21 protein-coding genes are annotated in these 25,456 nt (G+C 68.4%); 5 read left to right on the forward strand and 16 right to left on the reverse strand.

Annotated elements, in window-relative coordinates; all coding sequences use genetic code 11:
- The first annotated feature begins 183 nt into the window (after positions 1-183).
- Positions 184-3,069 (forward strand): bifunctional diguanylate cyclase/phosphodiesterase, encoded by a 2,886-nt coding sequence (locus PG878_RS09170; RefSeq protein ID WP_209031270.1) that lies wholly within the window; start codon positions 184-186, stop codon positions 3,067-3,069.
- Between the two features lie 353 nt (positions 3,070-3,422).
- On the opposite strand, the gene PG878_RS09175 is transcribed toward PG878_RS09170, so the two are convergent.
- The 9 genes from PG878_RS09175 to PG878_RS09215 form a co-directional block, all read right to left on the reverse strand.
- A complete protein-coding gene (locus PG878_RS09175) occupies positions 3,423-4,016 on the reverse strand; it encodes an LOG family protein (protein WP_010344248.1) in 594 nt (197 codons plus the stop codon).
- A gap of 145 nt (positions 4,017-4,161) precedes the next feature.
- Positions 4,162-5,598, reverse strand: a complete 1,437-nt coding sequence (lpdA, locus tag PG878_RS09180) for a dihydrolipoyl dehydrogenase (protein ID WP_209031271.1) — start codon at positions 5,596-5,598, stop codon at positions 4,162-4,164.
- A gap of 148 nt (positions 5,599-5,746) precedes the next feature.
- Positions 5,747-6,961, reverse strand: coding sequence for a dihydrolipoyllysine-residue succinyltransferase (gene sucB / locus PG878_RS09185; protein ID WP_209031272.1), 1,215 nt, complete (start codon positions 6,959-6,961; stop codon positions 5,747-5,749).
- A 47-nt stretch (positions 6,962-7,008) separates the two neighbouring features.
- Positions 7,009-9,834: a 2-oxoglutarate dehydrogenase E1 component gene (locus tag PG878_RS09190; RefSeq protein ID WP_209031273.1), complete on the reverse strand. Its 2,826-nt coding sequence runs from the start codon at positions 9,832-9,834 to the stop codon at positions 7,009-7,011.
- Between the two features lie 185 nt (positions 9,835-10,019).
- Positions 10,020-10,919, reverse strand: coding sequence for a GNAT family N-acetyltransferase (locus PG878_RS09195; protein ID WP_209031274.1), 900 nt, complete (start codon positions 10,917-10,919; stop codon positions 10,020-10,022).
- Between the two features lie 7 nt (positions 10,920-10,926).
- Positions 10,927-12,168, reverse strand: coding sequence for a ribosomal protein uL16 3-hydroxylase (locus PG878_RS09200; RefSeq protein ID WP_209031275.1), 1,242 nt, complete (start codon positions 12,166-12,168; stop codon positions 10,927-10,929).
- A 249-nt stretch (positions 12,169-12,417) separates the two neighbouring features.
- Entirely contained in the window at positions 12,418-13,020 is a 603-nt protein-coding gene (locus PG878_RS09205; protein WP_209031276.1) for a DUF3060 domain-containing protein, read from the reverse strand.
- Between the two features lie 67 nt (positions 13,021-13,087).
- Positions 13,088-14,455 carry an adenylosuccinate lyase gene (gene purB / locus PG878_RS09210; RefSeq protein ID WP_209031277.1) on the reverse strand — a complete coding sequence of 456 codons (1,368 nt, stop codon included), beginning with the start codon at positions 14,453-14,455 and terminating at the stop codon, positions 13,088-13,090.
- Positions 14,456-14,490: 35 nt separating this feature from the next.
- On the reverse strand, positions 14,491-15,810 hold the full coding sequence (locus PG878_RS09215; RefSeq protein ID WP_209031278.1) for a hemolysin family protein: 1,320 nt from the start codon (positions 15,808-15,810) through the stop codon (positions 14,491-14,493).
- Positions 15,811-16,183: 373 nt separating this feature from the next.
- Between PG878_RS09215 and PG878_RS09220 the strand changes: the two genes are divergently transcribed.
- Both PG878_RS09220 and PG878_RS09225 read left to right on the forward strand, forming a co-directional pair.
- Entirely contained in the window at positions 16,184-17,176 is a 993-nt protein-coding gene (locus tag PG878_RS09220; protein WP_209031279.1) for a YiiG family protein, read from the forward strand.
- A 324-nt stretch (positions 17,177-17,500) separates the two neighbouring features.
- On the forward strand, positions 17,501-18,934 hold the full coding sequence (locus PG878_RS09225; RefSeq protein ID WP_209031280.1) for a class II fumarate hydratase: 1,434 nt from the start codon (positions 17,501-17,503) through the stop codon (positions 18,932-18,934).
- Between the two features lie 225 nt (positions 18,935-19,159).
- Here PG878_RS09225 and PG878_RS09230 read toward each other — a convergent pair whose 3' ends face one another.
- The 7 genes from PG878_RS09230 to PG878_RS09260 all read right to left on the reverse strand — a co-directional run bounded on the left by PG878_RS09230 (position 19,160) and on the right by PG878_RS09260 (position 23,699).
- On the reverse strand, positions 19,160-19,600 hold the full coding sequence (locus tag PG878_RS09230) for a hypothetical protein (protein ID WP_209031281.1): 441 nt from the start codon (positions 19,598-19,600) through the stop codon (positions 19,160-19,162).
- A 154-nt stretch (positions 19,601-19,754) separates the two neighbouring features.
- Positions 19,755-20,315, reverse strand: coding sequence for a DUF2884 family protein (locus PG878_RS09235; RefSeq protein ID WP_209031282.1), 561 nt, complete (start codon positions 20,313-20,315; stop codon positions 19,755-19,757).
- A 41-nt stretch (positions 20,316-20,356) separates the two neighbouring features.
- Complete coding sequence (locus PG878_RS09240; RefSeq protein WP_010344233.1) at positions 20,357-21,181, reverse strand: DUF4097 family beta strand repeat-containing protein; 825 nt, start codon at positions 21,179-21,181, stop codon at positions 20,357-20,359.
- A gap of 43 nt (positions 21,182-21,224) precedes the next feature.
- Positions 21,225-22,217, reverse strand: coding sequence for an ABC transporter permease (locus PG878_RS09245; protein WP_209031283.1), 993 nt, complete (start codon positions 22,215-22,217; stop codon positions 21,225-21,227).
- Entirely contained in the window at positions 22,214-23,095 is an 882-nt protein-coding gene (locus PG878_RS09250) for an ABC transporter ATP-binding protein (RefSeq protein ID WP_209031284.1), read from the reverse strand. Before PG878_RS09250 ends, PG878_RS09245 begins: the two co-directional genes overlap by 4 nt.
- Positions 23,092-23,454 carry a GntR family transcriptional regulator gene (locus PG878_RS09255; RefSeq protein ID WP_209031285.1) on the reverse strand — a complete coding sequence of 121 codons (363 nt, stop codon included), beginning with the start codon at positions 23,452-23,454 and terminating at the stop codon, positions 23,092-23,094. Before PG878_RS09255 ends, PG878_RS09250 begins: the two co-directional genes overlap by 4 nt.
- A gap of 2 nt (positions 23,455-23,456) precedes the next feature.
- Positions 23,457-23,699: a hypothetical protein gene (locus PG878_RS09260; protein ID WP_209031286.1), complete on the reverse strand. Its 243-nt coding sequence runs from the start codon at positions 23,697-23,699 to the stop codon at positions 23,457-23,459.
- A gap of 128 nt (positions 23,700-23,827) precedes the next feature.
- On the opposite strand from PG878_RS09260, the gene PG878_RS09265 reads away from it, so the two are divergent.
- A complete protein-coding gene (locus PG878_RS09265) occupies positions 23,828-24,394 on the forward strand; it encodes a glutathione peroxidase (protein ID WP_209031287.1) in 567 nt (188 codons plus the stop codon).
- 96 nt (positions 24,395-24,490) lie between these two features.
- Entirely contained in the window at positions 24,491-25,441 is a 951-nt protein-coding gene (locus tag PG878_RS09270; RefSeq protein ID WP_209031288.1) for an FKBP-type peptidyl-prolyl cis-trans isomerase, read from the forward strand.
- Positions 25,442-25,456: the final 15 nt, after the last annotated feature.

The raw sequence follows: 25,456 nt of genomic DNA on the forward strand, positions 1-25,456 counted from the left end.
GTCGGGAGGGAGGGTGCCGGTGGAGGGTGGCGAGGGCGGAAATGCTGACAACATATGTAGACAAACGCCCATCTCGTCGCTTCGGGGTCGATCGGCCGTTGATCGGTCCATGCAACAGGTATGCTGATGATGAAGGGCGAGCGTGGAGCAGTTCCGGGGGGCCCTGCAGGAGAATCGTTGTCGATGCTGTTCAATTCGTCCGCCACCGCCCGCGAAGACGCATCCGGCGGCCATGCGCCCGCCCGCACGGCGCAGGCCTTGTGCGGGCTGCTGCCGCCCGGCAGCGCCGTGGTGATCGGCTGTGGTGACAGTGTGGTCGGGCGCCTCCACGGCGCCAGCGCCGAGGCGCCGGAGTGGCTGCAGGCGCTGGTCGCGCAGACGCTGGCCGCCACCGAGTTGCCGCCGTCGACGACACCGACGGTGCTGCACGTGCACCGCACCGCCGAGGGTGCCTGCGTGGCCATCGGCGCGCAGGTGAAACAGCCGATGGACGCAGCGTATCGCGCGGCCTGGTCCGAGGCCGCGGTCGCGTTCGGTCTCAACCTGCTCGACACCGAGCGCATGCGCGCGCGCATCGAAGGCCTGGAAAAATCCAAGCAGTTGCAGCAGGCGCTGTACGAGATCGCCGACCTGGCCGGCGCCGATCTGGAAATGGGCCAGATGCTGCAGCGCGTGCATGCGGTGCTGGAATCGCTGATGTACGCGGAGAACTGCTACATCGTCGAATACGACGAAGACCAGCAGAGCATGCGCTTCCTGTACTTCTCCGACCGTCACGACGACTTCGTCGCCGATCCGGAGAAGACCTACCTGCTGCGCGACATGCCGAACAGCCTCACCGTGGGGCTGCTGCGCCACGGCCGCGCGGTGCGTGGGCCGTCGGAACAGGTGCGCGAACGCCTGCAGGTGGGCTACAACGCCGAACACGGCCCGGACAGCCGCGACTGGCTGGGCGTGCCGATGTTGCGCGAGGGCCGCGTGTGCGGGGCCATCGTGGTGCAGAACTACGACTACGCGTTGCGCTACACCGATGCCGACCGCGCGTTGCTGGCCTACGTGGCGCAGCACGTGCAGACCGCGATGGACCGGCGGCATGCGCAGGTGCAACTGGAGCGGCGCGTGCACCTGCGCACCCAGGAACTGCAGCGTGCCAACCACGACCTGCAGGAGGAGATCCAGGAGCGCAAGCGCGCCGAGACCCTGCAACTGGCGCTGTTCCGCATCGCCGAGCTGGCGATCCGTTCGGAGAGCCTGCAGCAGTTCTACACCGAGGTGCACGCCATCGTCGGCGGGCTGATCGACGCGCGCAATCTGTACATCGCGTTGCTGTCCGACGACGACACCATGCTGGAGTTCGTGTACTCGGTGGACGAGTTCACCCCGTACCGGCCGCAGCGGCGCCGCGGCCGCGGACTGACCGAGTACGTGATGCGGGTGCGGCGCCCGCAACTGCTCGAACTTCCCGACATCGACGCCTTGCTGGCGCAGGGCGAGGTGCAGGAATACGGCCAGCGCCCCTACAGCTGGCTCGGCGTGCCGCTGTTCGACGAGGGCGAGGTGATCGGCGCGATCGTGGTGCAGAGCTATATCGCCAAGGTGCGTTTCACCGACCACGACCAGCGCCTGCTGACCTTCGTCGCGCACAACGTGGGCAGCGGCCTGGCGCGGCAGCGCGCGCAGGAACGGCTGCGGCTGGCCCACGCGGAGCTGGAACAGCGCGTGGAGGAACGCACTCGCGAACTGGCCGAGGTCAACGAACAATTGCTCGCGCAGATCGCCGAACGCTGGCGCGCCGAACAGCGGCTGACCCACCAGGCGCTGCACGATGCGCTCACCGGCTTGCCGAACCGCTCGCATCTGCTGGACCGGCTCAGCGAGGCGATCTCTCGCGCGCGCGGCGGCGGCAGGACCTTTGCCGTGCTCTTTCTGGATCTGGACCGGTTCAAGCTGGTCAACGACAGCATCGGCCACGCCGCTGGCGACGAGATGCTGGTGCAGGTGGCCAAGCGCATCGTGTCCACGATCCGCGGCCAGGACGTGGTGGCGCGCCTGGGCGGCGACGAGTTCGCGGTGCTGACGCCGAGCGAGCACGGCCTGGACGGCGCGCGCGAACTGGCGCGGCGCCTGCTGCACGTGCTCGGCCAGCCGATGTGGGTGGCCGGGCGCGAGTTGTTCCCATCCGGCAGCCTGGGCATCGCCGCTTGGCATCCGCGCTACCACAACGGCGAGGAGATGCTGCGCGACGCGGACGCGGCGATGTACCGGGCCAAGGCGCAGACCCAGGACCGCTGCGTGGTGTTCGACGAGGCCATGCGCGAGGCGGCGCTGCGCAGCCTCGACCTGGAGGCGGACCTGCGCCGTGCGATCAACAACCGCGACTTCGAGCCGTTCTACCAGCCGATCGTGCGCCTGTCCGACGGCGAGGTGATCGGCCACGAAGCCCTGTTGCGCTGGCGCCACGAAAGCCGCGGACTGCTGGTGCCGAGTCAGTTCATCGATCTGGGCGAGGAGAGCGGCCTGATCGAGCAGGTGGACTGGCTGCTGTACGCGCAGGTGATCCGACGCCTGGCCCAGAGCGAGGGCGGTTACGTCTCGGTCAACGTCTCGCCGCGGCACTTCCGCTCGCCGGACTTCACCGAGCGGCTGTTCGGGCTGATCGATACCGCCGGCGCCGACCCGCGCCGCTTGCGTGTGGAGATCACCGAGGTGGCGCTGCTCGACGACGCGCCGCGCACCCTGGCCATCCTGCAGGCGCTGCGCGAGCGTGGCGTATTGGCGCAGCTGGACGACTTCGGCACCGGCTTCTCGGCGCTGTCCTATCTGCACCGCTTCCCGATCTCGGTGCTGAAGATCGATCAGAGCTTCGTCGCCGGCCTGCAGGACGAACGCGGCACCGGCAGCCACGCGCTGGTGCGCGGCATCCTCGCCCTGGCCAGCACCCTGGGCATCGAGACGGTGGGCGAGGGCATCGAGACCGAGCAACAACTGGCGACATTGCGCGAGTTGGGCTGCAATTACGGGCAGGGTTATCTGCTGGGGCGCCCGGCCGCCGCACCGCAGCAGCTTTGAAGCGATCGAGTGCGGAGCGCGGCGCCACGTGCTCGTTGTTCGCGCTTCCGATGCTGGAGCGACTGAAGGTGCCGCCATGCCGGGTTGCCGCGTAGGCGCGGCTTCAGCCGCGATGGGCTTTACCGGGAACGCCCGTCGCGGCTGAAGCCGCTCCTACAGGACACGTCCTGTCGGTATGGGCGGTGGCCTGAATCGGTCGCCACGCACCAAGCGCCTGCCGCCGATCCGATGATGTTCTCAACGCAACGCGTTGCGACGCTTCTCGCCGAGCCGTGTCGTAGGAACGATGAGGCGCCAGAATCTGTAACGCGTCGCCACGCGCCAGGTGTGCTTACCGCCGATCAGGGAGGCTTTCAGCGCAACGCGTTGCGACGCTTCTCATCAATCCACTTCGACGCCTGCGCCGGCGTGTAGTCCCGCATCCAGCCCAGCATCGTGTCGATGTCGCTGCCGTACCACAGGTCGGCGCGCTGGTCCGGGTGCAGGAAGCGCTCCTCGACCATGCGGTCGATCATGCCGATCAGCGGCGCGTAGAACCCTTCCACGTCGAGGAAGGCGCAGGGCTTGTTGCCGATGCCGAGCTGGCGCCAGGTCAGCATCTCGAAGATTTCTTCCATGGTGCCGAAGCCGCCGGGCAGGGCGACGAAGGCGTCGGAGAGGTCGAACATGCGCGACTTGCGCTCGTGCATCGAACCGACGATCTCCAGTTCGGTGAGGCCGCGGTGCGCCACTTCCCAGTCGGCCAGTTGCTTGGGAATCACGCCGGTGACCTCGCCGCCGGCAGCGAGCACCGCATTGGCCACGGTGCCCATCAGGCCGACATTGCCGCCGCCATAGACCAGGCGCAGCCCTTGCTCGGCGATGCGTGTGCCCAATTCGGTTGCGCGCTCGACGTAGGCGGGCTTGTTACCGGCGTTGGAGCCGCAGTAGACGCAGATGCTTTTCATCGGGAATGGAGAGTCGGGAATGGGGAATGGGGAAAATCAAAAGCCGAAACGCACAACGCCGGACCTGGGTCCGGCGTTATGCAGTGGGAATGCAGTGCTGGGAATGCGCTTGCGATTCCCGATTCTCCATTCCCGTTTCCCGGCGTCAGTTAGCCTTATGGATCGCCCGCTTGCTCACCGCCATGGCCGCGTCGTGGATCGCTTCGGACAGGGTGGGGTGGGCGTGGCAGATGCGCGCCAGGTCGTCGGCCGAGCCGTTGAACTCCATGGTCAGCACGCCTTCGTGGACCAGTTCGGAGACGCCGACGCCGACCAGGTGCATGCCCAGCACGCGGTCGGTCTCGGCGTGGGCGATGACCTTGACGAAGCCCGCCGGCTCGCCCATCGCCACCGCACGGCCGATCGCCGCGAACGGGAAGCTGCCGGCCTTGTACGGCACGCCTTCGGCCTTGAGCTGCTGCTCGGTCTTGCCGACCCAGGCGATTTCCGGCTCGGTGTAGATGACCCACGGGATGGTGTCGAAGTTGACGTGGCCGGGCAGGCCGGCGATCAGTTCGGCGACCGCGATGCCTTCCTCGAAGCCCTTGTGCGCCAGCATCGGCCCGCGCACGCAGTCGCCGATCGCCCACACGCCGTCCACGCCGGTGTGGCAGTGCGCATCGACCTCGATCTGGCCGCGCTCGTTGACCTTGACGCCGGTGCCGTCGGCCAGCAGGCCCTTGGTGGCGGCGCGGCGGCCGACGGCCACCAGCAGCTTGTCCACGTTGAGGGTCTTCTCGCCTTCGCCATCGCTGTAGGTGACGACCACTTCCTGCTTCTTGCCCTTGCCGGTGACTTCAGTCTTGGACACCTTGGCGCCGAGCTTGATGTCCAGGCCCTGCTTCTTGAATTCCTTCAGCGCGGTCTTGGCCACTTCGGCATCGGCCAGGGCCAGGAAGTCCGGCAGCGCCTCGAGGATGGTGACTTCAGCACCCAGGCGCTTCCACACGCTGCCCAGTTCCAGGCCGATCACGCCGGCGCCGATTACCGCCAGGCGCTTGGGCACTTCGGTGAAGTCCAGCGCGCCGACGTTGTCGACGATGGTCTCGCCGTCGAACTTGGCGAACGGCAGTTCGATCGAATCCGAGCCGGCGGCCAGGATCACGTTGGTGCCCTTCAGCTCGACTTCGCTGCCGTCGTGTTGCTTGACCTTGACCACGTTGCCCGGCTGCAGCTCGCCGAAGCCGTAGTACGGGGTGATCTTGTTCGCCTTGAACAGCATCGCGATGCCGCCGGTGAACTGCTTGACGATCTTGTCCTTGCGCCCGACCATCGCCGCGACATCGATCTTGGCATCCTTGAAGCTGATGCCGTGCTCGCCGAACAGGTGGCCCATGTTCCAGAACTGGCGCGAGGAATCCAGCAGCGCCTTGGACGGGATGCAGCCCACGCGCAGGCAGGTGCCGCCGAGCGCCGGCTTGCCGTCCTTGCCCAGCGCCGCGTCGATGCACGCGGTCTTCAGGCCCAACTGGGCGGCACGGATGGCCGCGTGATAGCCGGCGGGGCCGGCACCGATGACGACGACGTCGAATTGTTCGCTCATTTCATTCGCTCACACGGGAATAGGGAATGGGGAATAGGGAATGGCAAAAGCGCATGCGCCTGCCGTTTCCCATCCAGGTCCAGGCGGGAATGGAGCGGCGGATGGGCGCTGGTCCCATTCCCGTTTCTCCATTCCCGATTCCCGGCTTTTACAGACCGAACAGCATCCGGCCCGGGTTTTCCAGCTGGTTCTTGATGTCGACCAGGAACTGCACCGAATCCTTGCCGTCGATGATGCGGTGGTCGTAGGACAGCGCCAGGTACATCATCGGCGCGATCACGACCTGGCCGTTCTCGGCGATCGGACGCTCCTTGATCGCGTGCATGCCCAGGATCGCGCTCTGCGGCGGGTTGATGATCGGGGTCGACAGCAGCGAGCCGAAGGTGCCGCCGTTGGTCACGGTGAAGGTGCCGCCCTGCAGTTCCTCCAGGCTCAGCTTGCCGTCGCGCGCCTTCTTGGCGTAGTCGGCGATGCCCTGTTCGATGTCGGCGAAGGACTGCCGCTCGACGTTGCGCAGCACCGGCGTGACCAGGCCCTTGTCGGTGGACACGGCGATGGAGATGTCGCTGTAGCCGTGATAGATGATGTCGTCGCCGTCGATCGAGGCGTTGACCAGCGGGAAGCGCTGCAGCGCGTTGGCCGCGGCCTTGACGAAGAAGCTCATGAAGCCGAGCTTGATGCCATGGGCCTTCTGGAACTCGTCCTGCAGTTCCTTGCGCGCCGCCGAGACCTTGGCCAGGTTGACCTCGTTGAAGGTGGTCAGCATCGCGGTCGAGTTCTTCGACTGCATCAGGCGCTCGGCGATGCGCTTGCGCACGCGGGTCATCGGCACGCGCTCTTCCGGGCGCGCACCGCCGGCCTTGCCGGCGCCGCCGTTCTTGGCGTAGTTGAGGATGTCTTCCTTGGTCACCGCGCCGCGGCGGCCGGTGCCTTCGACCTGCGACGGATCCACGCCTTCGGTGATGGCGCTGAAGCGCGCGCCCGGCGGCAGGCTGGACACATCGCCGGTCGCCTTCGGCGCCTCGGCCTTGGCCGCCTTCGGCGCTTCCGCGGCGGCGGCCTTGGGCGCTTCGGCCTTCGGTGCCTCGGCGACCTTGGCCTCGGCCGGGGCCGCAGCGGCGGTCGCGCCTTCCTCGATGATCGCCAGCAACTGCGAGCTGGTCACAGTGGCGCCGGCCTCGAACTTGATCTCCTTCAGCACGCCATCGACGGGCGAGGGCACTTCCAGCACGACCTTGTCGGTCTCCAGATCCACCAGGTTCTCGTCGCGCTTGACCGCGTCGCCGGCCTTCTTGTGCCAGCTGGCGATGGTGGCGTCGGATACGGATTCGGGCAGTACCGGAACTTTGACTTCGGTGGCCATTGCAGGGGGCGTCCTAGTGGTGTCTTTTTTGAAGTGTGAAAGGGTGTTTATTCAGCGACTTGGTCGTTGAACGGATTCAACAGCGCATCGGCGACCAGCTTCAGCTGCTCTTCCACGTGCTCGGCGAAATGGCCGGCGGCGGGAGACGGCGAGCGGGCGCGGCCGGCGTAGTGCAGGCTCTGTCCGTCGGCCAGGCAGGCCTGCAGGTGGTGCTTGATCTGGTACCAGGCGCCCTGGTTCTGCGGCTCTTCCTGGCACCAGACCAGGTCGGTGGCATTGCTGTAGCGCTTCAGTTCGGCCGACAGCAGCTCGCGCGGGAACGGATACAACTGCTCCACGCGCAGGAGGGCGACGTCGTCCTGGCCGCGCTTGGTCTGGTCCTCGAGCAGGTCGTAGTAGACCTTGCCCGAGCATGCAACCACGCGCTTGACCTTCTTCGGGTCGGCCTTGGCGTCCGGGATCAGGTGCTGGAACTCGCCGTCGGCCAGTTCTTCCAGGGTCGACACCGCCAGCTTGTGGCGCAGCAGCGACTTGGGCGTCATCACCACCAGCGGCTTGCGCGTGGACATGCGCATCTGCCGGCGGATCATGTGGAAGGCCTGGGCCGGGGTGGTCGGCACGCAGACCAGCATGTTCTCCAGCGCGCACAGCTGCAGGAAGCGCTCCAGGCGCGCGGAACTGTGCTCCGGACCCTGGCCTTCGTAGCCGTGCGGCAGGAACAGCGCCAGGCCGGTGATGCGGCCCCACTTGGCCTCGCCGGCGGCGATGAACTGGTCGATCACCACCTGCGCGCCGTTGGCGAAGTCGCCGAACTGCGCTTCCCAGATGCACAGCGCATTGGGGTCGGTGGTGGAGTAGCCGTACTCGAAGCCCATCACCGCTTCCTCGCTGAGCAGCGAGTCGATCACGGTGGCGTCTTCCGGGTTCTCCACCAGCTGGCGCAGCGGCAGGTAGTAGCTGTCGGTCTTCTGGTCGTGCAGGATCGCGTGGCGGTGGAAGAACGTGCCGCGGCCCGCGTCCTGGCCGACCAGGCGCAGCTTGTGGCCTTCGCCGAGCAGGGTGGCGTAGGCCAGGTTCTCGGCGAAGCCCCAGTCGCCCGGCAGTTCGCCGGCGGCCATCTTCACCCGGTCCTCGTAGATCTTGGCCACGCGCGGGTGCAGCTCGACGCCGCCCGGGATGGTGGTGATGATCTTGGCCAGCTGGTCCAGGGTCTTGCGCTTGACCGTGGTGTCGACCTTGTCCGTCAGCTTGCCCGACAGGTACTTGGACCAGTCGATGGCGAATTCGTCGGGCTTGCGGGTCGCCAGCTCGGTGGTGTACTCGCCCGAGTCGAGCTTGTTGCGGTAGCCGTCGACCAGCGCCTGGGCCTCGCCGGCCTGCAGCACGCCTTCGCTTTCCAGCTGGGCGGCGTACAGCTCGCGGGTGGTCTTGTGCTTGCGGATGGTCTGGTACATCACCGGCTGGGTGGCCGCCGGCTCGTCGGCCTCGTTGTGGCCCCAGCGGCGGTAGCAGACCAGGTCGATGACCACGTCCTTGTTGAACTGCTGGCGGAAGTCATAGGCCAGGTTGGCCACGAACGCCACCGCATCCGGATCGTCGCCGTTCACATGGAACACCGGCGCGCCGATCATCTTGGCCACGTCGGTGCAGTACAGCGTGGAACGGGCGTCGTCGCGGGCGCTGGTGGTGAAGCCGATCTGGTTGTTGACCACGATGTGCACGGTGCCGCCGACCGCGAAGCCGCGCGCCTGCGACATCTGGAACAGCTCCATGACCACGCCCTGGCCGGCGAACGCGGCGTCGCCGTGGATGATCACCGGCAGCACCGACTTGCGCGCGGCGTCGCCGTAGCGCTCCTGGCGCGAGCGCACGCTGCCGACCACGACCGGGTCGACGATTTCCAGGTGCGAGGGGTTGAACGCCAGCGCCAGGTGCACCGACTTGCCGTCGGCCACCGCCACGTCGGCGGAGAAGCCCATGTGGTACTTCACGTCGCCGGTGTGGGCGCGGTCGTCATGGGCGTGCTCGAACTTGCCTTCGAACTCGTCGAACAGCTTGCGCGGGTTCTTGCCCAGGGTGTTGACCAGCACGTTGAGGCGGCCGCGGTGGGCCATGCCGACCACGATGTCCTTGACCGCGTCGTTGCCGGCGCGCTGCACCAGCACGTCCATCATCGGGATCAGCGAGTCGCCGCCTTCCAGCGAGAAGCGCTTCTGGCCGACGTACTTGGTGTGCAGGTAGCGCTCCAGGCCCTCGGCGGCGGTGATCCGCTCCAGGGTGCGGCGGCGGCTGGCGGCGTCGCCGGCGATGTTGCCGCCCGCGTTCTCCAGGCGCTGGTAGATCCACTGGCGCTGTTCGAACTCGGAGATGTGCATGAACTCGCTGCCGATCGACCCGGTGTAGGTCGCCTTCAGCCGCGCCAGCAGGTCGCGCAGTTTCATCCGCGGCTGGCCGCCGAGGCCGCCGGTGCTGAACTCGCTGCCCAGATCGCTTTCCGACAGGCTGTGGAACGGCAGGCCCAGGTCCGGCGGGTTCACCGGCGGGGTCAGGCCCAGCGGATCCAGCCGCGCGCCTAGGTGGCCGCGCGAACGGTAGGCGGTGATCAGGCGGCCGACATGGCGCTCGCGCTCGTCGCCGCTCGGGCCGGTGCCGCTGTTGGCGGCCTGGCGCGCGGCGCTGGCGATGTGGGCGATGACCGCAGAGTGGGGAACGTCACCGGCATCGCGGCCCTGGAAGCCGTCGAAGTAGGTTTTCCACTTGGGATCGATGCTGTCGGGAGAGACCAGATACTGTTCGTACAGGTCTTCGATATAGGCGGCATTGCCGCCGGCGAGTTGCGATGACTGCGCAAACTGCTTGAGTAGATTGTCCACGATGGTGGGGTGCGGTCGCTTTGTTTGGGGTGGCTTGCGGTAGGAACCGGCGGACGCGAGGGCCGCGCGGGCGTAATCAAGCGCAAAAATTATACCCCCATGAACCAGCCGGGGTGTGCATTCGGCGTGGTCAAGGCCGATCCCGGTTCATCCGTGGCCGTTGCGGCGGCGTGGCCGCGGCCGTCTCACCAGCCCAGTGCGCGCAGTTCGCTGCAGGGCCGGGCACGCTCCCAGACGCGGTCGAAGGTGGCGCGCAACTGGCGCGCGCGGCCGCCACCGAGCAGGTCGGTCTCGCCGTCGTAACGGTGACCGAGTCCACGGAAGTAGTAGCCGCCGCCGTCGTCGACCAGGTAGGCGGTGGCATCGCTGCGGTCCACCGGGTCGCTGACTTCGCGGAACTGGAACACGCTGGGCAAGCGCTGTGCCAGCGCCAGCAAGGGGGCGCCGGCGCGTTGCGGCGCGGCCGCGTCGTGCAGCAACACACGCACCTGCTTGGCATGCGCGGCGACCGCGAAGCGGCGCATCTGTTCCACCACACGGGCATCGTCGAGCAGGCCGGGATCCAGCAGGCGGCTGTGGATCAGCACCTGGCGGCGGGCCTGCGCCAGCACCGCGATGCTGGCGGCGATCGCCATCGCCGCATCCTCCACCACCACGGCGCCGTCGAAGCGGCGGCGCAGCGGCAGGGCCTCCGCGGAGGCGGCCACGCCACCCGGCGGCGGCAGGAAGCCGTGGCGGGCATGGAATGCCAGCGTCGCGGCGGGCGCATGCAGTTCCAGCTGCGGCCAGCCCCGCTGCTGCGCCTGCGCGATCAGGCCGCGCAGCAGCGCGCTGCCGACGCCGCGTCCACGCCAGTCCGGCAACACGGTCAGCGCGGCGATCCGCCGGTCCGCGCCGAGCCGGGCCGCACCGACCACCTGGCCGTCGTCGCTGCGCGCGACCAGGTGCTCGCCCAGCGCGTCCTGCGCTCCGCTTGTGGGGCCGGCCGGGTCCGCGATGGTGCCGGCCGCGGCACGCAGCGCGCGCAGGTCGGCGCCGTCGTGGACGGGATCCAGCGCAGCGATGCGGAAACCGGGGCCGGGCATGGTCGGATCAGGCCGCGTCGACGTCCTCGTCGGTGGCGTCCTCGGCCTCCAGCGGCTGGTAGAAGCCGCCTTCGATCAGTTCCAGCAGGGTCTGCCTGCCGGCTGCCGACAGCGCCGCGTAGTCGGTGCCGTCGATGTGTTCGGCCGCGGCCAGGCGCTTGGCGTCCTTGACCGGCAGGGCGAACTCCAGGCCGCTGCAGAACAGCATGGCGCCGCGGCTGGTGCGCCGCCACGCCGGCCGCGCCCAGGGATGCCGCTGCAGGACCAGGCCCTGTTCCAGCGCCGCGGCGATCTCCGCCGCCGGCGGCAGCCCGGCCGGCGGCAGGATCTCGCCGGCGGCGCGGTAGGTGGTGATGAAGCGGCCGAACCAGGCGCCCAGCTTGTCCGGGTCGTTCATGCGCAGCGCGTTCAGCGCCTCGACCACGCGGCCCATCGCCGCCGCATCGATCTCGTACGGATCGGCCGGCGCCTGCAGGTCTTCGTCGTGGTAGCGCAGCGCCTCGTCGGCGCCGTCGATCAGGGTGTCCAGGTAATCGGCGATCAGCTCGGCCGAGGACGGCGCGCGCATGCCCACCGAGAAGGTCAGGCAGGCGTCCTCGGCGACGCCGTGGTGCGGCACCAGCGGCGGCAGATACAGCATGTCGCCCGGCCCCAGCACCCAGTCGTGGGTCGGCTCGAACTGGCGCAGCAGCTTCAGTTCCACGTCGTCGCGGAAGTCGGTCGGCGGCGCCGGCCGGCCCAGCGCGACGCTGGCGTTGATCTGCCAGCGGCGGTGGCCGTGGGCCTGCAGCAGGAACACGTCGTAGTGGTCCACGTGCGCGCCGACCGAGCCGCCGCGCGCGGCGAAGCTGACCATCACGTCGTCCACCCGCCAGCGCGGCAGGAAGCGGAACTGCGCGAGCAGGGCGCGGATGTCCGGATCCCACTTGTCCACGTCCTGCACCAGCAGGGTCCAGTCGTGGTCGGGCATGCCGGGGAACTCGTGCTCCTGGAACGGGCCGCTGCGCACCCGCCAGCGGTCGTTGGCGCGGTCGTGCTCGACCAGCCGCGACAGCGCCGCCTCCTCGCAGGCCAGGCCGGCCAGGTCGCCGGGCTCGATCGGCGAGACGAAGTCGGGGAAGGCGTTGCGGATCAGCAGCGGGCGCTTGTGCCAGTAGTCGCGCAGGAAGGTCGCGGCGGGCATGCCCAACGGTTGCCCGGGGCGGGCGTGGAGTTCGAAGGCGGGAGCGGCGGTCTTGCGGGCAGCCATGTGCGGTGGGGTCCTTGCAACGCGGAAGGAAGGGGCGGGCGCGCAACGGCGCCGGCCGGACCCAGCCATTGTCCGCCGGTTTGGCCCGTGGGGCCATCGCGGCTGCTAGCGGATCGCCGTCGGCCATGGCGGTGGCGATCCGGCGACCGGGTTCCGGCGCATGCGTGCATGCAGGGGGCGCGTCGCCGGCTGTGCGGGATGTCCGCGGCGCGTGGCAGCCGCGTCGCGGGCGGGCGCGGCGCTGTGGCGTTATTGGTCGAGGATGCGGTTGTCGCGGCCGCTGTCGTCGACCTGGGCCCTGCCGCTGCGCTGGACGATGGCGTTGTCGTTGCCCTGCAGGGCGATGGCGCCGATCGCGCTGGCCTGCAGCTGGTTCTGGTCGCCCGACACTTCCAGCGTGGCGATGCGCGCCATCTGCAATCGGCCGTGGCGGCCGAACAGCGCGACCTGGCCGGCGTCGCCGCGCACCGTCACCTGCGCGTTGTCGCCGAGCACGCGCAGGGTGTCGGCCCGTTCGATCTGTAGGTTGCCGTTGCGGCCGAACAGGCTGACGGTGGCGCAGTGCCCGTGCAGCACCAGGGTGGCGTCGCGGCCGACGATGTTCAGGTCGCGGCCGTCGCAATCGATGTCGCCGCTGGCCGAGGCGGCCATGCGGATCGGCGGCTCGGCGTCGCGCTCGTCGCCATCGGCAATGTCGCCGACCGACGGCGCCGCCGCGATCGGCGGCGCGGCCTGCATGACCACGGTGCGCGGGGCGGCGGTGTGCGCGCCGTCGCCGGCCGGCGGGCGTGGCGCCTGCGCGCAGCCGGCCAGGGCCAGCAGCGGCAACACAAACAACGGGGTGCGGTTCATCGCGGGGCTCTGCTGTGAGTCCCCAGCATGCCCCTTGCCGATTAACCCAGGATGGACGGGGCCTAGCTCAGATGTTGCGCGCCAGCCGCTCGGCCAGGCCGACGTAGCCGCCCGGGGTCAGGGCGCGCAGGCGCTGCTTGGCGTCCTCGGGCAGGTCCAGGGTCTCGACGAAGGCGCGCATCGAGTCGGCGGTGATGCCCTGGCCGCGGGTCAGCGCCTTGAGCTGCTCGTAGGGATTGGGCAGGCCGTGGCGGCGCATCACCGTCTGCACGGCTTCGGCCAGCACTTCCCAGGCCGCGTCCAGGTCGGCGTCCAGGCGCTCCGGGTTCACGGTCAGCTTGCCCAGGCCCTTGGCCAGCGAGTCCAGCGCCACCTGGGTGTGGCCGAAGGCGGTGCCGAGCGCACGCAGCACGGTGGAGTCGGTGAGGTCGCGCTGCCAGCGGCTGATCGGCAGCTTGGCCGAGAAGTGCTCGAACAGGGCGTTGGCGATGCCGAAGTTGCCTTCGGCGTTCTCGAAGTCGATCGGGTTGACCTTGTGCGGCATGGTCGAGGAGCCGACTTCGCCTTCCTTGAGCTTCTGCTTGAAGTAGCCCAGCGAGATGTAGCCCCAGATATCGCGCGCCAGGTCGATCAGCACGGTGTTGGCGCGGCGGGTGGCGTCGCCCAGTTCGGCGACGTTGTCGTGCGGCTCGATCTGGGTGGTGTAGGGGTTGAACACCAGGCCCAGGCTTTCCACGAAGCGCTGCGCGAAGCCGGGCCAGTCGACGTCCGGGTAGCTGGCGACGTGGGCGTTGTAGTTGCCGACCGCGCCGTTGATCTTGCCGGTCAGCTCGACCGCGGCGATCTGCCGGCGCTGGCGCTCGAGGCGGGCGACCACGTTGGCGATCTCCTTGCCCAGGGTGGTCGGCGAGGCGGTCTGGCCGTGGGTGCGTGACAGCATCGGCTGTGCGGCCTGCGCATGGGCCAGGGCGCGCAGTGTCGCGATCACCGCGTCCAGGGTCGGCAGCAGTACCTCGCGCCGGGCCTGCTCCAGCATCAGCCCGTAGCTGAGATTGTTGATGTCCTCGCTGGTGCAGGCGAAATGCACGAACTCCAGGGCCGGGCCGAGTTCGGCGTCGTCCTTGAGTTGCTCCTTGATGAAGTACTCCACCGCCTTGACGTCGTGGTTGGTGGTGCGTTCGATCTGCTTGACCCGCGCCGCGTGCTCCACGCCGAAGCCGTCGGCCAGCGCGCGCAGGCGCTGCGCCGCCGCCGGCGAGAACGCGGCCAGTTCGCCGATGCCCGGCTCGGCGCCCAGCGCCAGCAGCCATTCGATCTCCACCTTCACCCGCGCCTTGATCAGGCCGTATTCGGAGAAGATCGGCCGCAGGGCGTCGACCTTGCCGGCATAGCGGCCATCGAGCGGGGACAGGGCGAGCAGGGCGGAATCGGACATGGCGGGGCGTGGGGGGTGTCGGCGGGGGCGCCATTCTACGTCGGCGCGGGCTCGGCCGGCGCCAGGCGGACGGTCACGGCCTGGATGCGGTGACCGGCCATGCGCTTGACCGTGAACAGGTGGCCGTCGATCTCCAGGCGCTCGCCCTCCTCGGGCAGGCGCTGCAACTGGTGCACGATCAGCCCGCCGACGGAGTTGAGGTGCTCCGGCGCGCGCAGGTCGCGGCCGAGCAGGCGCTCGAGGCGGAAGATCGAGGTCGAGCCGGCCACCAGCACGCTGCCGTCGGCGCCGCGGGTCGGCGCGTCCTTGACCACGTGCGGGTGCTCGTCCTCGATGTCGCCGACCACCACTTCCAGCAGGTCTTCCAGGGTGAAGTAGCCGAGGATGCGGCCGTGCTCGTCCACGCACAGCGCCATGTGCGTGGCGCCGGTGCGGAAGCGCTCCAGTACCAGTGGCACGGGGGTCTCCAGGGCGATCAGGTTGGCCGGGCGCAACAGCGGACGCAGGTCGTCGCTGCGCCGGCCGCCGGCGATCTCCACCAGCAGGTCCTTCATGTGCAGGATGCCGAGCACCTGTTCGCCGTCGCGGTCGAACCATGGATAGCGGCTGTAGCGGCTGTCGGCGAACTCGGCCATCACCGCGTCCAGCGCCATGCCCTCGCGGAACCCGCGCAGATGGTCGCGCGCGCGCATCAGGTCGCCGGCCACCAGCTCCGGCAGTTCCAGCGCGTGGCTCATCAGGGTCAGTTCGTGGTCGGGCGCGCCGCCGGCGGGGTGCTGGCGGCCGACGATCAGCTTCAGTTCCTCGCGCGAATAGCGGTGCGAGGCATGCTCGACCTCGCCCCAGCCCACGGCCTTCAGCAAGCCGTTGGCGCTGGTGTTGAGCAGCCAGATCGCCGGATACATCGCCCAGTAGAACAGGTACAGCGGCGCCGCGGTCCACAGCGACATGCGCTCCGGGCGGCGGATCGCCATCGACTTGGGCGCGAGTTCGCCGAGCACGATGTGCAGGAACGAGATCACGCTGAAGGCGATGATGAAGGCGCTCAGGCGCGCCGCCTCCTCGCTCAGCCCCAGCAGATCGAACAGCGGCTGCAGCAGGTGCGCGAAGGCCGGCTCGCCGACCCAGCCCAGACCCAGCGAGGACAGGGTGATGCCGAGCTGGCAGGCCGACAGATAGGCGTCGAGATGGCCGTGCACGTTGAGCAGCAGGCGGCCGCGCCAGCCGTGGTGCTCGGCCAGGCCGACGGCCTGGGTGTGGCGCAGTTTGACCAGGGCGAACTCGGCGGCGACGAAGAAGCCGTTGAGCAGCACCAGCAGCATCGCCAGCGCCAACAGCAGGAGGTTGCCGATCATGTGCGTTCCCCGGCGCGCGTCGCTGGGGCGTCAGCGCGCCAGGCGGGCAGGATGGAAACGGCGGGGGGTGTGGCCCGGCGCAGCGTGCGCCGGCATCTACAGTCTGAATCGTCGCCCATGGCGGCGTGGAAGTTCCATCGGTGATACGTCGCTGCAGTCTAGCCGATGCCCCGCGGCGGTGGCACCTGCACGCGCCGTCTCGCGCATTCGGTCACAAGGCAGCACAGCGACATGCACCATGGATCAGCGCGCATAACCGCTGTGACGAATCCCCAATCACCACGCCCGGATCCCCGCACTCAACCATCACGTCGCGACGATCTTTTCGTTTGCTAGACTTTCTGTAACCGTTTTCAACATCAACGTTTCCCCCATGAAATCTTCTTTGCGTCTTGCGGCGCTGGCCGCCGCTGTGTCCGTTTTCCTCACCGCCTGTGGCGGCAAGCCCTCGGCCACGCCGACCGACGCCGATGCCGGCCATGCTCCCGCAGACGCTGCCGCCGACGAAGCGGACCAGGCGTTGACCCGCAAGCTCAACGCCTACATCGAATGCTTCAACAAGGTCGATGGGCGCATCCACGAAGGCGCGCAGCAGTACATCCGCTGGATGGCCGACCCCAAGGCCGGCCCCACCGGCAAGGAAACCAGCGTGTACGGGCCTGCGCCGATCGACGAGTACGCCATGAAGCAGTGCGACGCGCCGATGACCGAGGCGATCGCAGCCAAGCCGGCGTTGCCGGCGCTGGATGCGGCGGCCAAGCGCTATCTGGCCGCGTTGAAGACGCTGCAGCCGCTGGCCAACCAGGCGCGCGACTACTACGACCGCGAGGACTACCAGGACGACCAGTTCGCCAAGGGCAAGCAACTGCATGCGCCGCTGATGGCCGCGCTGTCCGAATTCCATGAGGCCAGCGACGCCTTCAGCCACGAACTGGAGGCGCAGAACGACGCCGCGCAGCGCGAGCAGTTGAAGGCGATGGAGAAAGCCGAGGGCCGCACCCGCGACTTCTACCGGCTGTCGATGATGCTCGAGGCCAAGGACATCGTCGGGCTGATGCAGGACGACGACTTCGATACCGCCAAGGCCACTGCGCTGGTGGCCGACTTCAACCGCCTGTCCGACGAAGCGCACGCCAAGGTCGCCAACCAGGAGCCGGGCAAGTCCGACTGGAGCGGTTTCGAGACCGCCGCTGAGAATTTCCGCAAGGAATCCAAGGCGCGGATCAAGCGGGTGGCGGACAAGGTTCCGTACAGTGCATTCGAGCAGCGCGCGTTGGACAATCCGATCGTCGCGCCGGAAGGCTCGCCGGCACGTTTGATGAAGAGCTATAACGACCTGGTGTTCCAGAGCAACCGGCAGCGGTAAGCGTCCTGGCCGGCGGCGCAATGCCGCCGGTCCTTCCGCGGCGGTCGCCATGGCCGCCCCGCGCGCCGCGGCGTCTTGCCAGCGCTTCGGCCGGCCACTGCGTACCGTCGGCAGGCATCGCGGCGACTGCCTGCATCCGCCCATCACCGCGCTCGCACGCCTGGCACGCCTCCAGACATTCCTAACATCCGCCGGCGCACACTGCTGACGCCGGGCGCTGCGCCGCGGATAATGCGTGCGCCAGCCGCAATCCCGCCAGCCTGCCCCCCGGACGTCCGACGACGGTGCCGATGGATTCCTTTTTGCAGATGCGGAGATTGCGCGATGAGTGACACATTCAGGGTCGAACACGACAGCATGGGTGAACTGCAGGTGCCTGCAGAGGCCTTGTGGGGTGCGCAGACCCAGCGTGCGGTGCAGAACTTCCCGGTGTCCGGGCGCCCGATGCCGCGCGGCTTCATCCGCGCGCTGGGCCTGATCAAGGCCACCGCGGCCGGGGTCAACGCCGACCTGGACCTGCTGCCGAAGGCGGTCGCCAAGGCGATCCAGGCCGCGGCGCTGGAGGTGGCCGACGGCCGCCACGACGCGCACTTCCCGATCGACATCTACCAGACCGGGTCGGGCACCTCGTCGAACATGAACGCCAACGAGGTCATCGCCACGCTGGCCAACCGCAGCGCCAAGGGCGACGGCAAGCACGGCGGCAAGGCGCTGCCGACGGTGCACCCCAACGACCACGTCAACCTCGGCCAGAGTTCCAACGACGTGGTGCCGACCGCGATCCGCGTCGCTGCGGTGCTCGCTGCGCGCGAGCACCTGCTGCCCTCGCTCAAGCACCTGCGCAAGACCATCGACAAGCGCGCCAAGCAACTGCAGGGTGTGGTCAAGACCGGACGTACCCACCTGATGGACGCGATGCCGCTGACCTTCGGCCAGGAATTCGGCGCCTGGTCGGCGCAACTGGTGTCGGCGCAGGCGCGCATCGACGACAGCCTCAAGCGCCTGCGCCGGCTGCCGCTGGGCGGCACCGCCATCGGCACCGGCATCAACGCCGATCCGCGCTTCGGCGGCAAGGTCGCCAAGGCGCTGTCGGCGCTGACCGACTGCACCTTCGAGAGCGCCGAGAACAAGTTCGAGGGCCTGGCCGCGCAGGACGATGCGGTGGAGCTGTCCGGCCAGCTCAACGCGCTGGCGGTGGCGCTGATCAAGATCGCCAACGACCTGCGCTGGATGAATGCCGGGCCGCTGGCCGGCCTCGGCGAGATCGAATTGCCGGCGTTGCAGCCGGGCAGCTCGATCATGCCGGGCAAGGTCAATCCGGTGATTCCCGAAGCCACGGTCATGGCCTGCGCGCAGGTCATCGGCCACCACACCGCGATCACCGTGGCCGGGCAGACCGGCAACTTCCAGTTGAACGTGACCCTGCCGCTGATCGCCGCCAACCTGCTGGAGTCGATCCAGTTGCTGGGCAACGTCGCGGTGCTGCTGGCCGATTCGGCGATCGCCGGACTCAAGGTGCGCGAGGAGCGGGTCCGCGAGGCGCTGGACCGCAACCCGATCCTGGTCACCGCGTTGAACCCGATCATCGGCTACGAAAAGGCCGCGGCGATCGCCAAGCGCGCCTACAAGGAGAACCGGCCGGTGCTGGAGGTGGCCAAGGAGGACAGCGGCCTCGGCGAGGACGAATTGCGCCGGCTGCTGGATCCGGCTGCATTGACCGAAGGCGGCATCCACGCCGGTGCGGGGGGCGGTGGTTGAGCCGCGACGGAGTGCAGGCCGACGTTGAACCTGGCAGCCGTCGGGACTGAAGTCCCTCTCACGGTGCGCCCAGACACCGCACTGCAAGCCTCCGTAGGAGCGGCTTCAGCCGCGACGGGCCTTCCCGGGAACGCCCATCGCGGCTGAAGCCGCTCCTACAGGAAGGCCTCCCTCTTTTTTTACTGGAGGCGCTCTTGTGCCGGCACTTGCGCGTGCCGGCACGCCTCAGCGGCGCTCGGCCTGCAGATTGCCGAAGCTGTCGCGGTACGGCTGCAGCGACGGAATGTCGCGCAACACCGCCGCCTGCGCTTCGGTGATCTCCGGGGTCGGCGCGAAGCCGACCGAGCGCATGTTCGGGTCCGGCGCCGCGGTCTCCAGGGTGCGCTGGCGCTGCATCTGCAGGTGCATGAACAACTGCTGCAGTTCGGTGCGCTGCGCGGGCGGCAGCGGCAGTTCGATGTCGTCGATGCGCAGGCTGCCATCGGGTCCGATGGTGGCGTTGGCGGCCGGGGCGCGGCGCAGCATCACGTTCATGCTGTCCACCGCCACCCGCGGCTTGCTGCGCTCGGCGCGCGAAGAGGCGGTCTCGCCGCCGCGTCCGCCGCAGGCGGCGAGCAGCAGGCACAACGACAGCAGCGAGAACCAGGCGAACAGCGTCTTCTTCATGGCGGCGATGGAGCGGGGGGAATGCCGCCCATTCTAGAGCGTGTGGCTGTGGTGCGGCGTGCGCCCGCATGTCGCAGGGACCCTCCGGCCGCTCGCCGCAGGCCATGCAAGGCCGACCCGGCACGCTTGCGCGCACCGGGTCGGTGTGGCGGCCTTACGCCGCCGAGTGCTTGCAGTCGCTGACGTCGCTTTCGTCGAGGGTGGAGTAGGGACGGAACGCCGGCACCTTCTGCATCAGCGCATCCTGCGCGGCGCGCAGCGCGGCGACCTGGTCGCAGATCTTCAGCGCCGCCTGCTTGATCTTGTCGGCCTGCGCCTCGACCCGCTCGCCGATATGGTCGGTGTCGCCGCTGAGCACGCCGCTGATCGCATCGCCGGCCGCTTTCACGCCCAGCGCCGCGCCGGCCTTGCCCACCTCCACACCTTGCTTGCCCACCGCTTCGATCTGGCTGCGGTAGGCCAGCAGCAGGCGTTGCTGCTCGGCGTCCAGGGCGACCGGCTTGCCGTCGATCAACAGCTTGCCGTCGCGGGTGATGGTGGCCGGCGGCTGACCATTGGCCTTCAGGGTGAGGTCGCCGTTGAGGAAGGTCAGGCTTTGCGCGCCGCCGTGGTCGACCACGACGCGGTCGTTCGACGAGGCCGAGCGCTGGCAGGCGCTGAGCGAGAACAGCACGGCAAGGGCGACACCGGCCAGGGACAGGGAACGGAATTGCATGGGCGTGTCCTCGTGCGGAAGGGAGAAAGTGGCGCGTCGGATCAGCGCGGTTTGGGCAGGTTGATGCTGCCGCGCACGCCGTGGTGGGTGACGTCGCCGCTGCCGACCTTCTGCACGCTCAGGTTGCCGCCGACGGTGCCCACGTCCAGATCGCCGGAACCCACGGTCTGCACCGCGACGCTGCCGCTGACATCGCGCAGTTGCACGTCGCCGGAGCCGACGCTGTCGACCTGGACGCTGCCGCGCACCCCGTGCACGGTCAGGTCGCCGGAGCCGACCGTGCCGACCTTGACGTCGCCGCCGACCTGGTCGGCCTTGACGTCGCCCGAGCCCAGCGTCGGCAAGGCCACGCTGCCGACATTGCGCAGTTCGATGTCGCCGGAGCCGACCGTGGCGCTGACCGCACCGCGGATGTTCTGCGCATGCAGGTCGCCGGAGCCGATCTTGGCGTCGAGCGAGGCCACGCCGCTGATCTCGGCATCGCCCGAGCCCAGTTGCAACTGCACCGGCAGGTTGGCCGGAATGCTGCCGGCGACGTTGAGATAGGCGTAGCGGTTGCCGACGCTGATGCCGTGGATCTTGCCCTCGTGCTTCAGCGTCACCACCAGGGTGTCGCCGTCGTGACGCTGGCGCAGGGTCAACTCCTTGAGCATGTCCGCGTCGGAGGCGCAGGCGCGGCCGCGCAGGGTGGAGTCGCCGCCGCTGGCGCCGGTGAGCTTGAGGTCGTTCTGCTGCACGTCCAGCAGCACCGACTTGACGCCGGCCAGGTCCAGCTTCAGTTCGCGCGGTTCGGAATACTTGCAGTCGTCGGCCATGGCGACGGCCGGCAGCGACAGCAGGGCACACAGGGCGAGAGTCTTGTGCATCGGGAAACTCCTTGCGGAAAAGGGAAGGGAGACGGCGCTGCGATCAGGCTTCGTCGCGCCAGCGGCGCACATAGATCGCGGCGACGATGAAGGCCACGCCGACCGCGGCGCCGATCCAGATGTCGGGGTCGCGGAACAGCACCCAGGCGTCGCCGAGATGGATCGCGTTGACCAGATCCTGCGGACCGCTGATGTGGGTTTCGGCCACCTGTTCGTTCAGCACCGGACCCCAGCTGCCCGGCAGCACGCTGAGCAGGCCGCGATAGACCACGGTGTACCAGATCAGGTTGTGGTTGACGTTGAGCATCGGCAGGATGCCCATCATGCTGGCGGTCACGCAGCCCAGGATCGGGATCAGCACCGCCCACAGGAACGGCTTGCTGCGCGCCCAGGCCGAGCACAGCATCAGCCAGCCGATCGCCGGCAAGGACCAGAGCACCTGCACCGGCAGCGCGGCCAGGACCATGCCGATGATGCGCAGCGGGTGCGATTCGGTGAACACCGCGGTGCTCTGCGGGATGCCGTTGACCGACAGGGTCAGGGCGGTGACCACCCACAGCGCCAGGCCGATCAGCAGGCCGACGCCGATCGCCAGCAGCGGCGCCAGCAACAGCGCCCAGGCCGCCTTGGACAGCACGGTGCTGGTGTCCGACAGCGGCAGCGACTTCCAGAACAGCACGCTGCGGTCGCGACGGTCGTCGTACAGCGCGCCCAGCGCATAGAAGAACACCACGAAGCCGACCACGATGCAGGCCAGGACCACGCCGGCGAGCATGGTGCCGTCGCCCACCGCGCCGATGATCTGGTGGGCGTTCTGGGTCTGGCCGTCCCACTGCACGTCGTTCAGGCGCGAGCTGCCGCCATGGTTGCGGCCGGCGATGCTGCCGATGATCGACAGCACCGTGTACAGCGTGGCGACGATGCCGCCGGTGATGACCGGCGCCCACAGGAAGCCGCCGCGGTGTTCCCAGAATTCGCGCTTGAGCAGCCACTTGAAGGTGGACACGGAAGAGATTGTCTTGGCGGGAGCGTTCATGCGTAGGTGCCCTTCATGATGGCGACGAACAGGTCGGCCAGGCCGGGAGTGCGGGTTTCGCCGAGCGCGGCCAACTGCGCCTGCGGCACGCCGTCGTACAGGAACACCGACTTGCCGAACGGCAGGCCGCGTTCGTCGATCGGCTGCAGCGCGCGCGCCGCCTCGATGCGCTCGGCCGGCACCAGCAGTTCGGTGTAGCGGGTGGCCATGTGCTCCATGTCGGCGCTGAGCACGATGCGGCCGTCGCGGATGAACAGCACGTCGGTGAGGATGTGCTCGATCTCCTCCACCTGGTGGGTGGTGATGACGATGGTCTTCTGCTCGTCGAAGTAGTCTTCCAGCAGGCGCTGGTAGAACTCCTTGCGGTACAGGATGTCCAGGCCCAGGGTCGGCTCGTCCAGCACCAGCAGGCGCGCGTCGATCGCCATCACCAGGGCCAGGTGCAGCTGCACGATCATGCCCTTGGACATCTCGCGCACCCGCAGCTTGGGCGAGAGCTTGGTGTTGGCCAGGAAGCGCTCGCACTTGGCGCGATCGAAGCGCGGATGCACGCCGGCGACGAAGTCGATCGCCTCGCTCACCCGCATCCAGCGCGGCAGCACCGCCACGTCGGCGATGAAGCACACCTCGTTCATCAGCGCGTCGCGCTGCTTGCGCGGGTCCATGCCCAGCACGCGCAGTTCGCCTTCCACGGCGGTCAGGCCCAGCACCGCCTTCAATGCGGTGGTCTTGCCGGCGCCGTTGGGGCCGATCAGGCCGACGATGCGGCCGGGCGCGATGGTGAAGGACGCATCGGCCAGGGCCGGCTTGTGGTTGTAGGTCTTGCGCAACCCCTGCGCGTAGACGACGGATTCGGATGCGGCGACAGCGGCAGTCATGGCGTTTTCCCCGGTGGCAACAAGTCTTCCAATGTCAGGCCCAGGCGCTGGATGCGTTCCAGCACCAGGGGCCACTCTTCGTTGAGGAAGCGCTCGCGCTCGCTGCCGCGCAGCTTCTGCGCCGCTTCCTCGGTCATGAACATGCCCAGCCCGCGGCGCTTCTCGACCAGGGCCTCGTCGGCCAGTTCCTGGTAGGCGCGCGAGACGGTGATCGGGTTGAGCTGGTATTCGGCGGCCACCTGGCGCACCGAGGGTAGGGCGTCGCCGGGCTTGAGGATGCCGTCGAGCATCATCGCGATGACCCGGTCCTTCAACTGGCGGTAGATCGGAGCGCCGTCGCTCCATTGGATGTCGCTCATGGTCAGCTCCGTGGGCGCAGGGTGCGCGCGAAGGAGAAATAAGGCACGGACAGCGAGGCCCGCAGGCGCCGCACCGCCGGGACGGTGGAGGGTGCGGCGCCGGCGGCGCTGTCGTCGTGCGGCGTGCTGGCGCCATAATCCTGCGGCCGTCCCTGGTGGCGTTGGGCGCCGATCCAGCTCGCGCAGAGCAGGGTGCCGACGATGACCAGGGCCGGAAGACTGCGCTGGAGGCGTTTGAGATGCATCGTGGGACCTGCTCTGGGTGAGTGGTGTTGTATTTAACTATAACACCGTTACACAGCATGTCAACACGTTGCGGACCCAACTTCCGACATGGTCGTGCGCGACTTCCTTTTCTCTTCGACGGTGCCCCATGAAAATTTCCAAGCGTCTGTTTTTCCTCGCGATCCTGGCGGCTGCCGGCACCGTGGGCAGTGCCTGGGCGGGCTCCCTGCTGGACCGGGACTACCGTCCGCTGGCCGGCAAGGACAAGGTGAACCTGAACAAGACCTACGGCGGCAAGGTGCTGCTGGTGGTCAACACCGCCAGCAAGTGCGGCTACACCCCGCAGTACGACGGCCTGGAGAAGCTGCAGCAGCAGTACGCGGCGCAGGGCTTCAGCGTGCTCGGCTTCCCGTCCAACGACTTCAAGGGCCAGGAGCCCGGATCGGAGAAGCAGATCCAGGAATTCTGCACGCTCACCTATGGGGTGAAGTTCCCGATGTTCGAGAAGGTGCATGTGATCGGCGACGACGCGACGCCGCTGTACAAGCAGCTGACCCAGGCCACCGGCGTGGCGCCGGGCTGGAATTTCCACAAGTATCTGATCGCGCGCGACGGGCATGTGGTCGCGCAATTTCCGAGCAAGGTCACGCCCGACGATCCGGCCTTGCGCAGTGCCATCGAACGCGAACTGAAAGCGCAGCCGGCGTCGCACTGAAAGCGGGTCAACATCTCGGCCGCGCGTGCGACAATGCCGGCCTCCGCGCCACCCCGGCGCATCCAGTACACAGTTCACTTCCAGGGAAAGTAGCGAATGAAGATGGGAATGCGCGGCGCCGTGGCGTCGCTGGTGGTGGGGATGGCGATGGTCGCCGGTCATGCGTCCGCGCAGGCGCCGGCGGCCGGCAGCACGGCGACGACGCTGAGCACGGAAAAGCAGAAGGTCAGCTACGCGATCGGCATGGATGTGGCGCGCTCGTTCGAGCCCATCGCCCAGGACATCGACGTGGACGCGATGCAGCGCGCGATCGAGAACGCCTTCAAGCAGGGCAAGCCGCTGCTGTCCGATGAGCAGACCCAGGCCACCGATACCGCGCTGCGCACGCAGCTGGCCGCGCGCAACGGCCAGCCGGTGCCGGGCATGGCGCCGGGCACGCAGCCGCCGCCGGTGTCCAAGGAGAACGTGGGCCTGATGCTGGGCGACCGTGCGGTCGGTCCGTCGCTGGCGCGGATCCAGAACGACATCGATCTGCCGACGCTGATGGGCGCGGTGCGCACGGTGTTCGCCAAGGGCCAGACCGCGATGACCCAGGAGCAGGCGATGGCCACCCTGCAGGCCTTCGGTGCGTCCAAGCAGGCCGCGGTGGCGACCAAGAACAAGCAGGAAGGCAATGCCTTCCTGGCGCAGAACAAGAACCAGAAGGGCGTGATCACCACTCCGTCCGGCCTGCAGTACATGGTGCTGCGCGAAGGCAGCGGCCCGCGGCCCACCTCCACCAGCAAGGTGCGGGTGAACTACGAAGGCAAGCTGCTCGACGGCACCGTGTTCGACAGCTCGTACAAGACCGGCCAGCCGGCCGAGTTCGCGCTCAACCAGGTCGTGCCGGGTTGGAGCGAGGGCGTGGCGCTGATGCCGGTGGGGTCCAAGTACCGTTTCTGGATTCCGTCCAACCTGGGCTACGGCCCGCAGGGAACGCCGGGCGGCCCGATCGGCCCGGATGCGATGTTGACCTTCGACGTGGAACTTTTGAACATCCTTCAATAACCGAAAGGAGATTAC

This window comes from Xanthomonas hawaiiensis (assembly GCF_031834635.1).
GTDB classification, from domain to species: Bacteria; Pseudomonadota; Gammaproteobacteria; order Xanthomonadales; family Xanthomonadaceae; genus Xanthomonas_A; species Xanthomonas_A sacchari.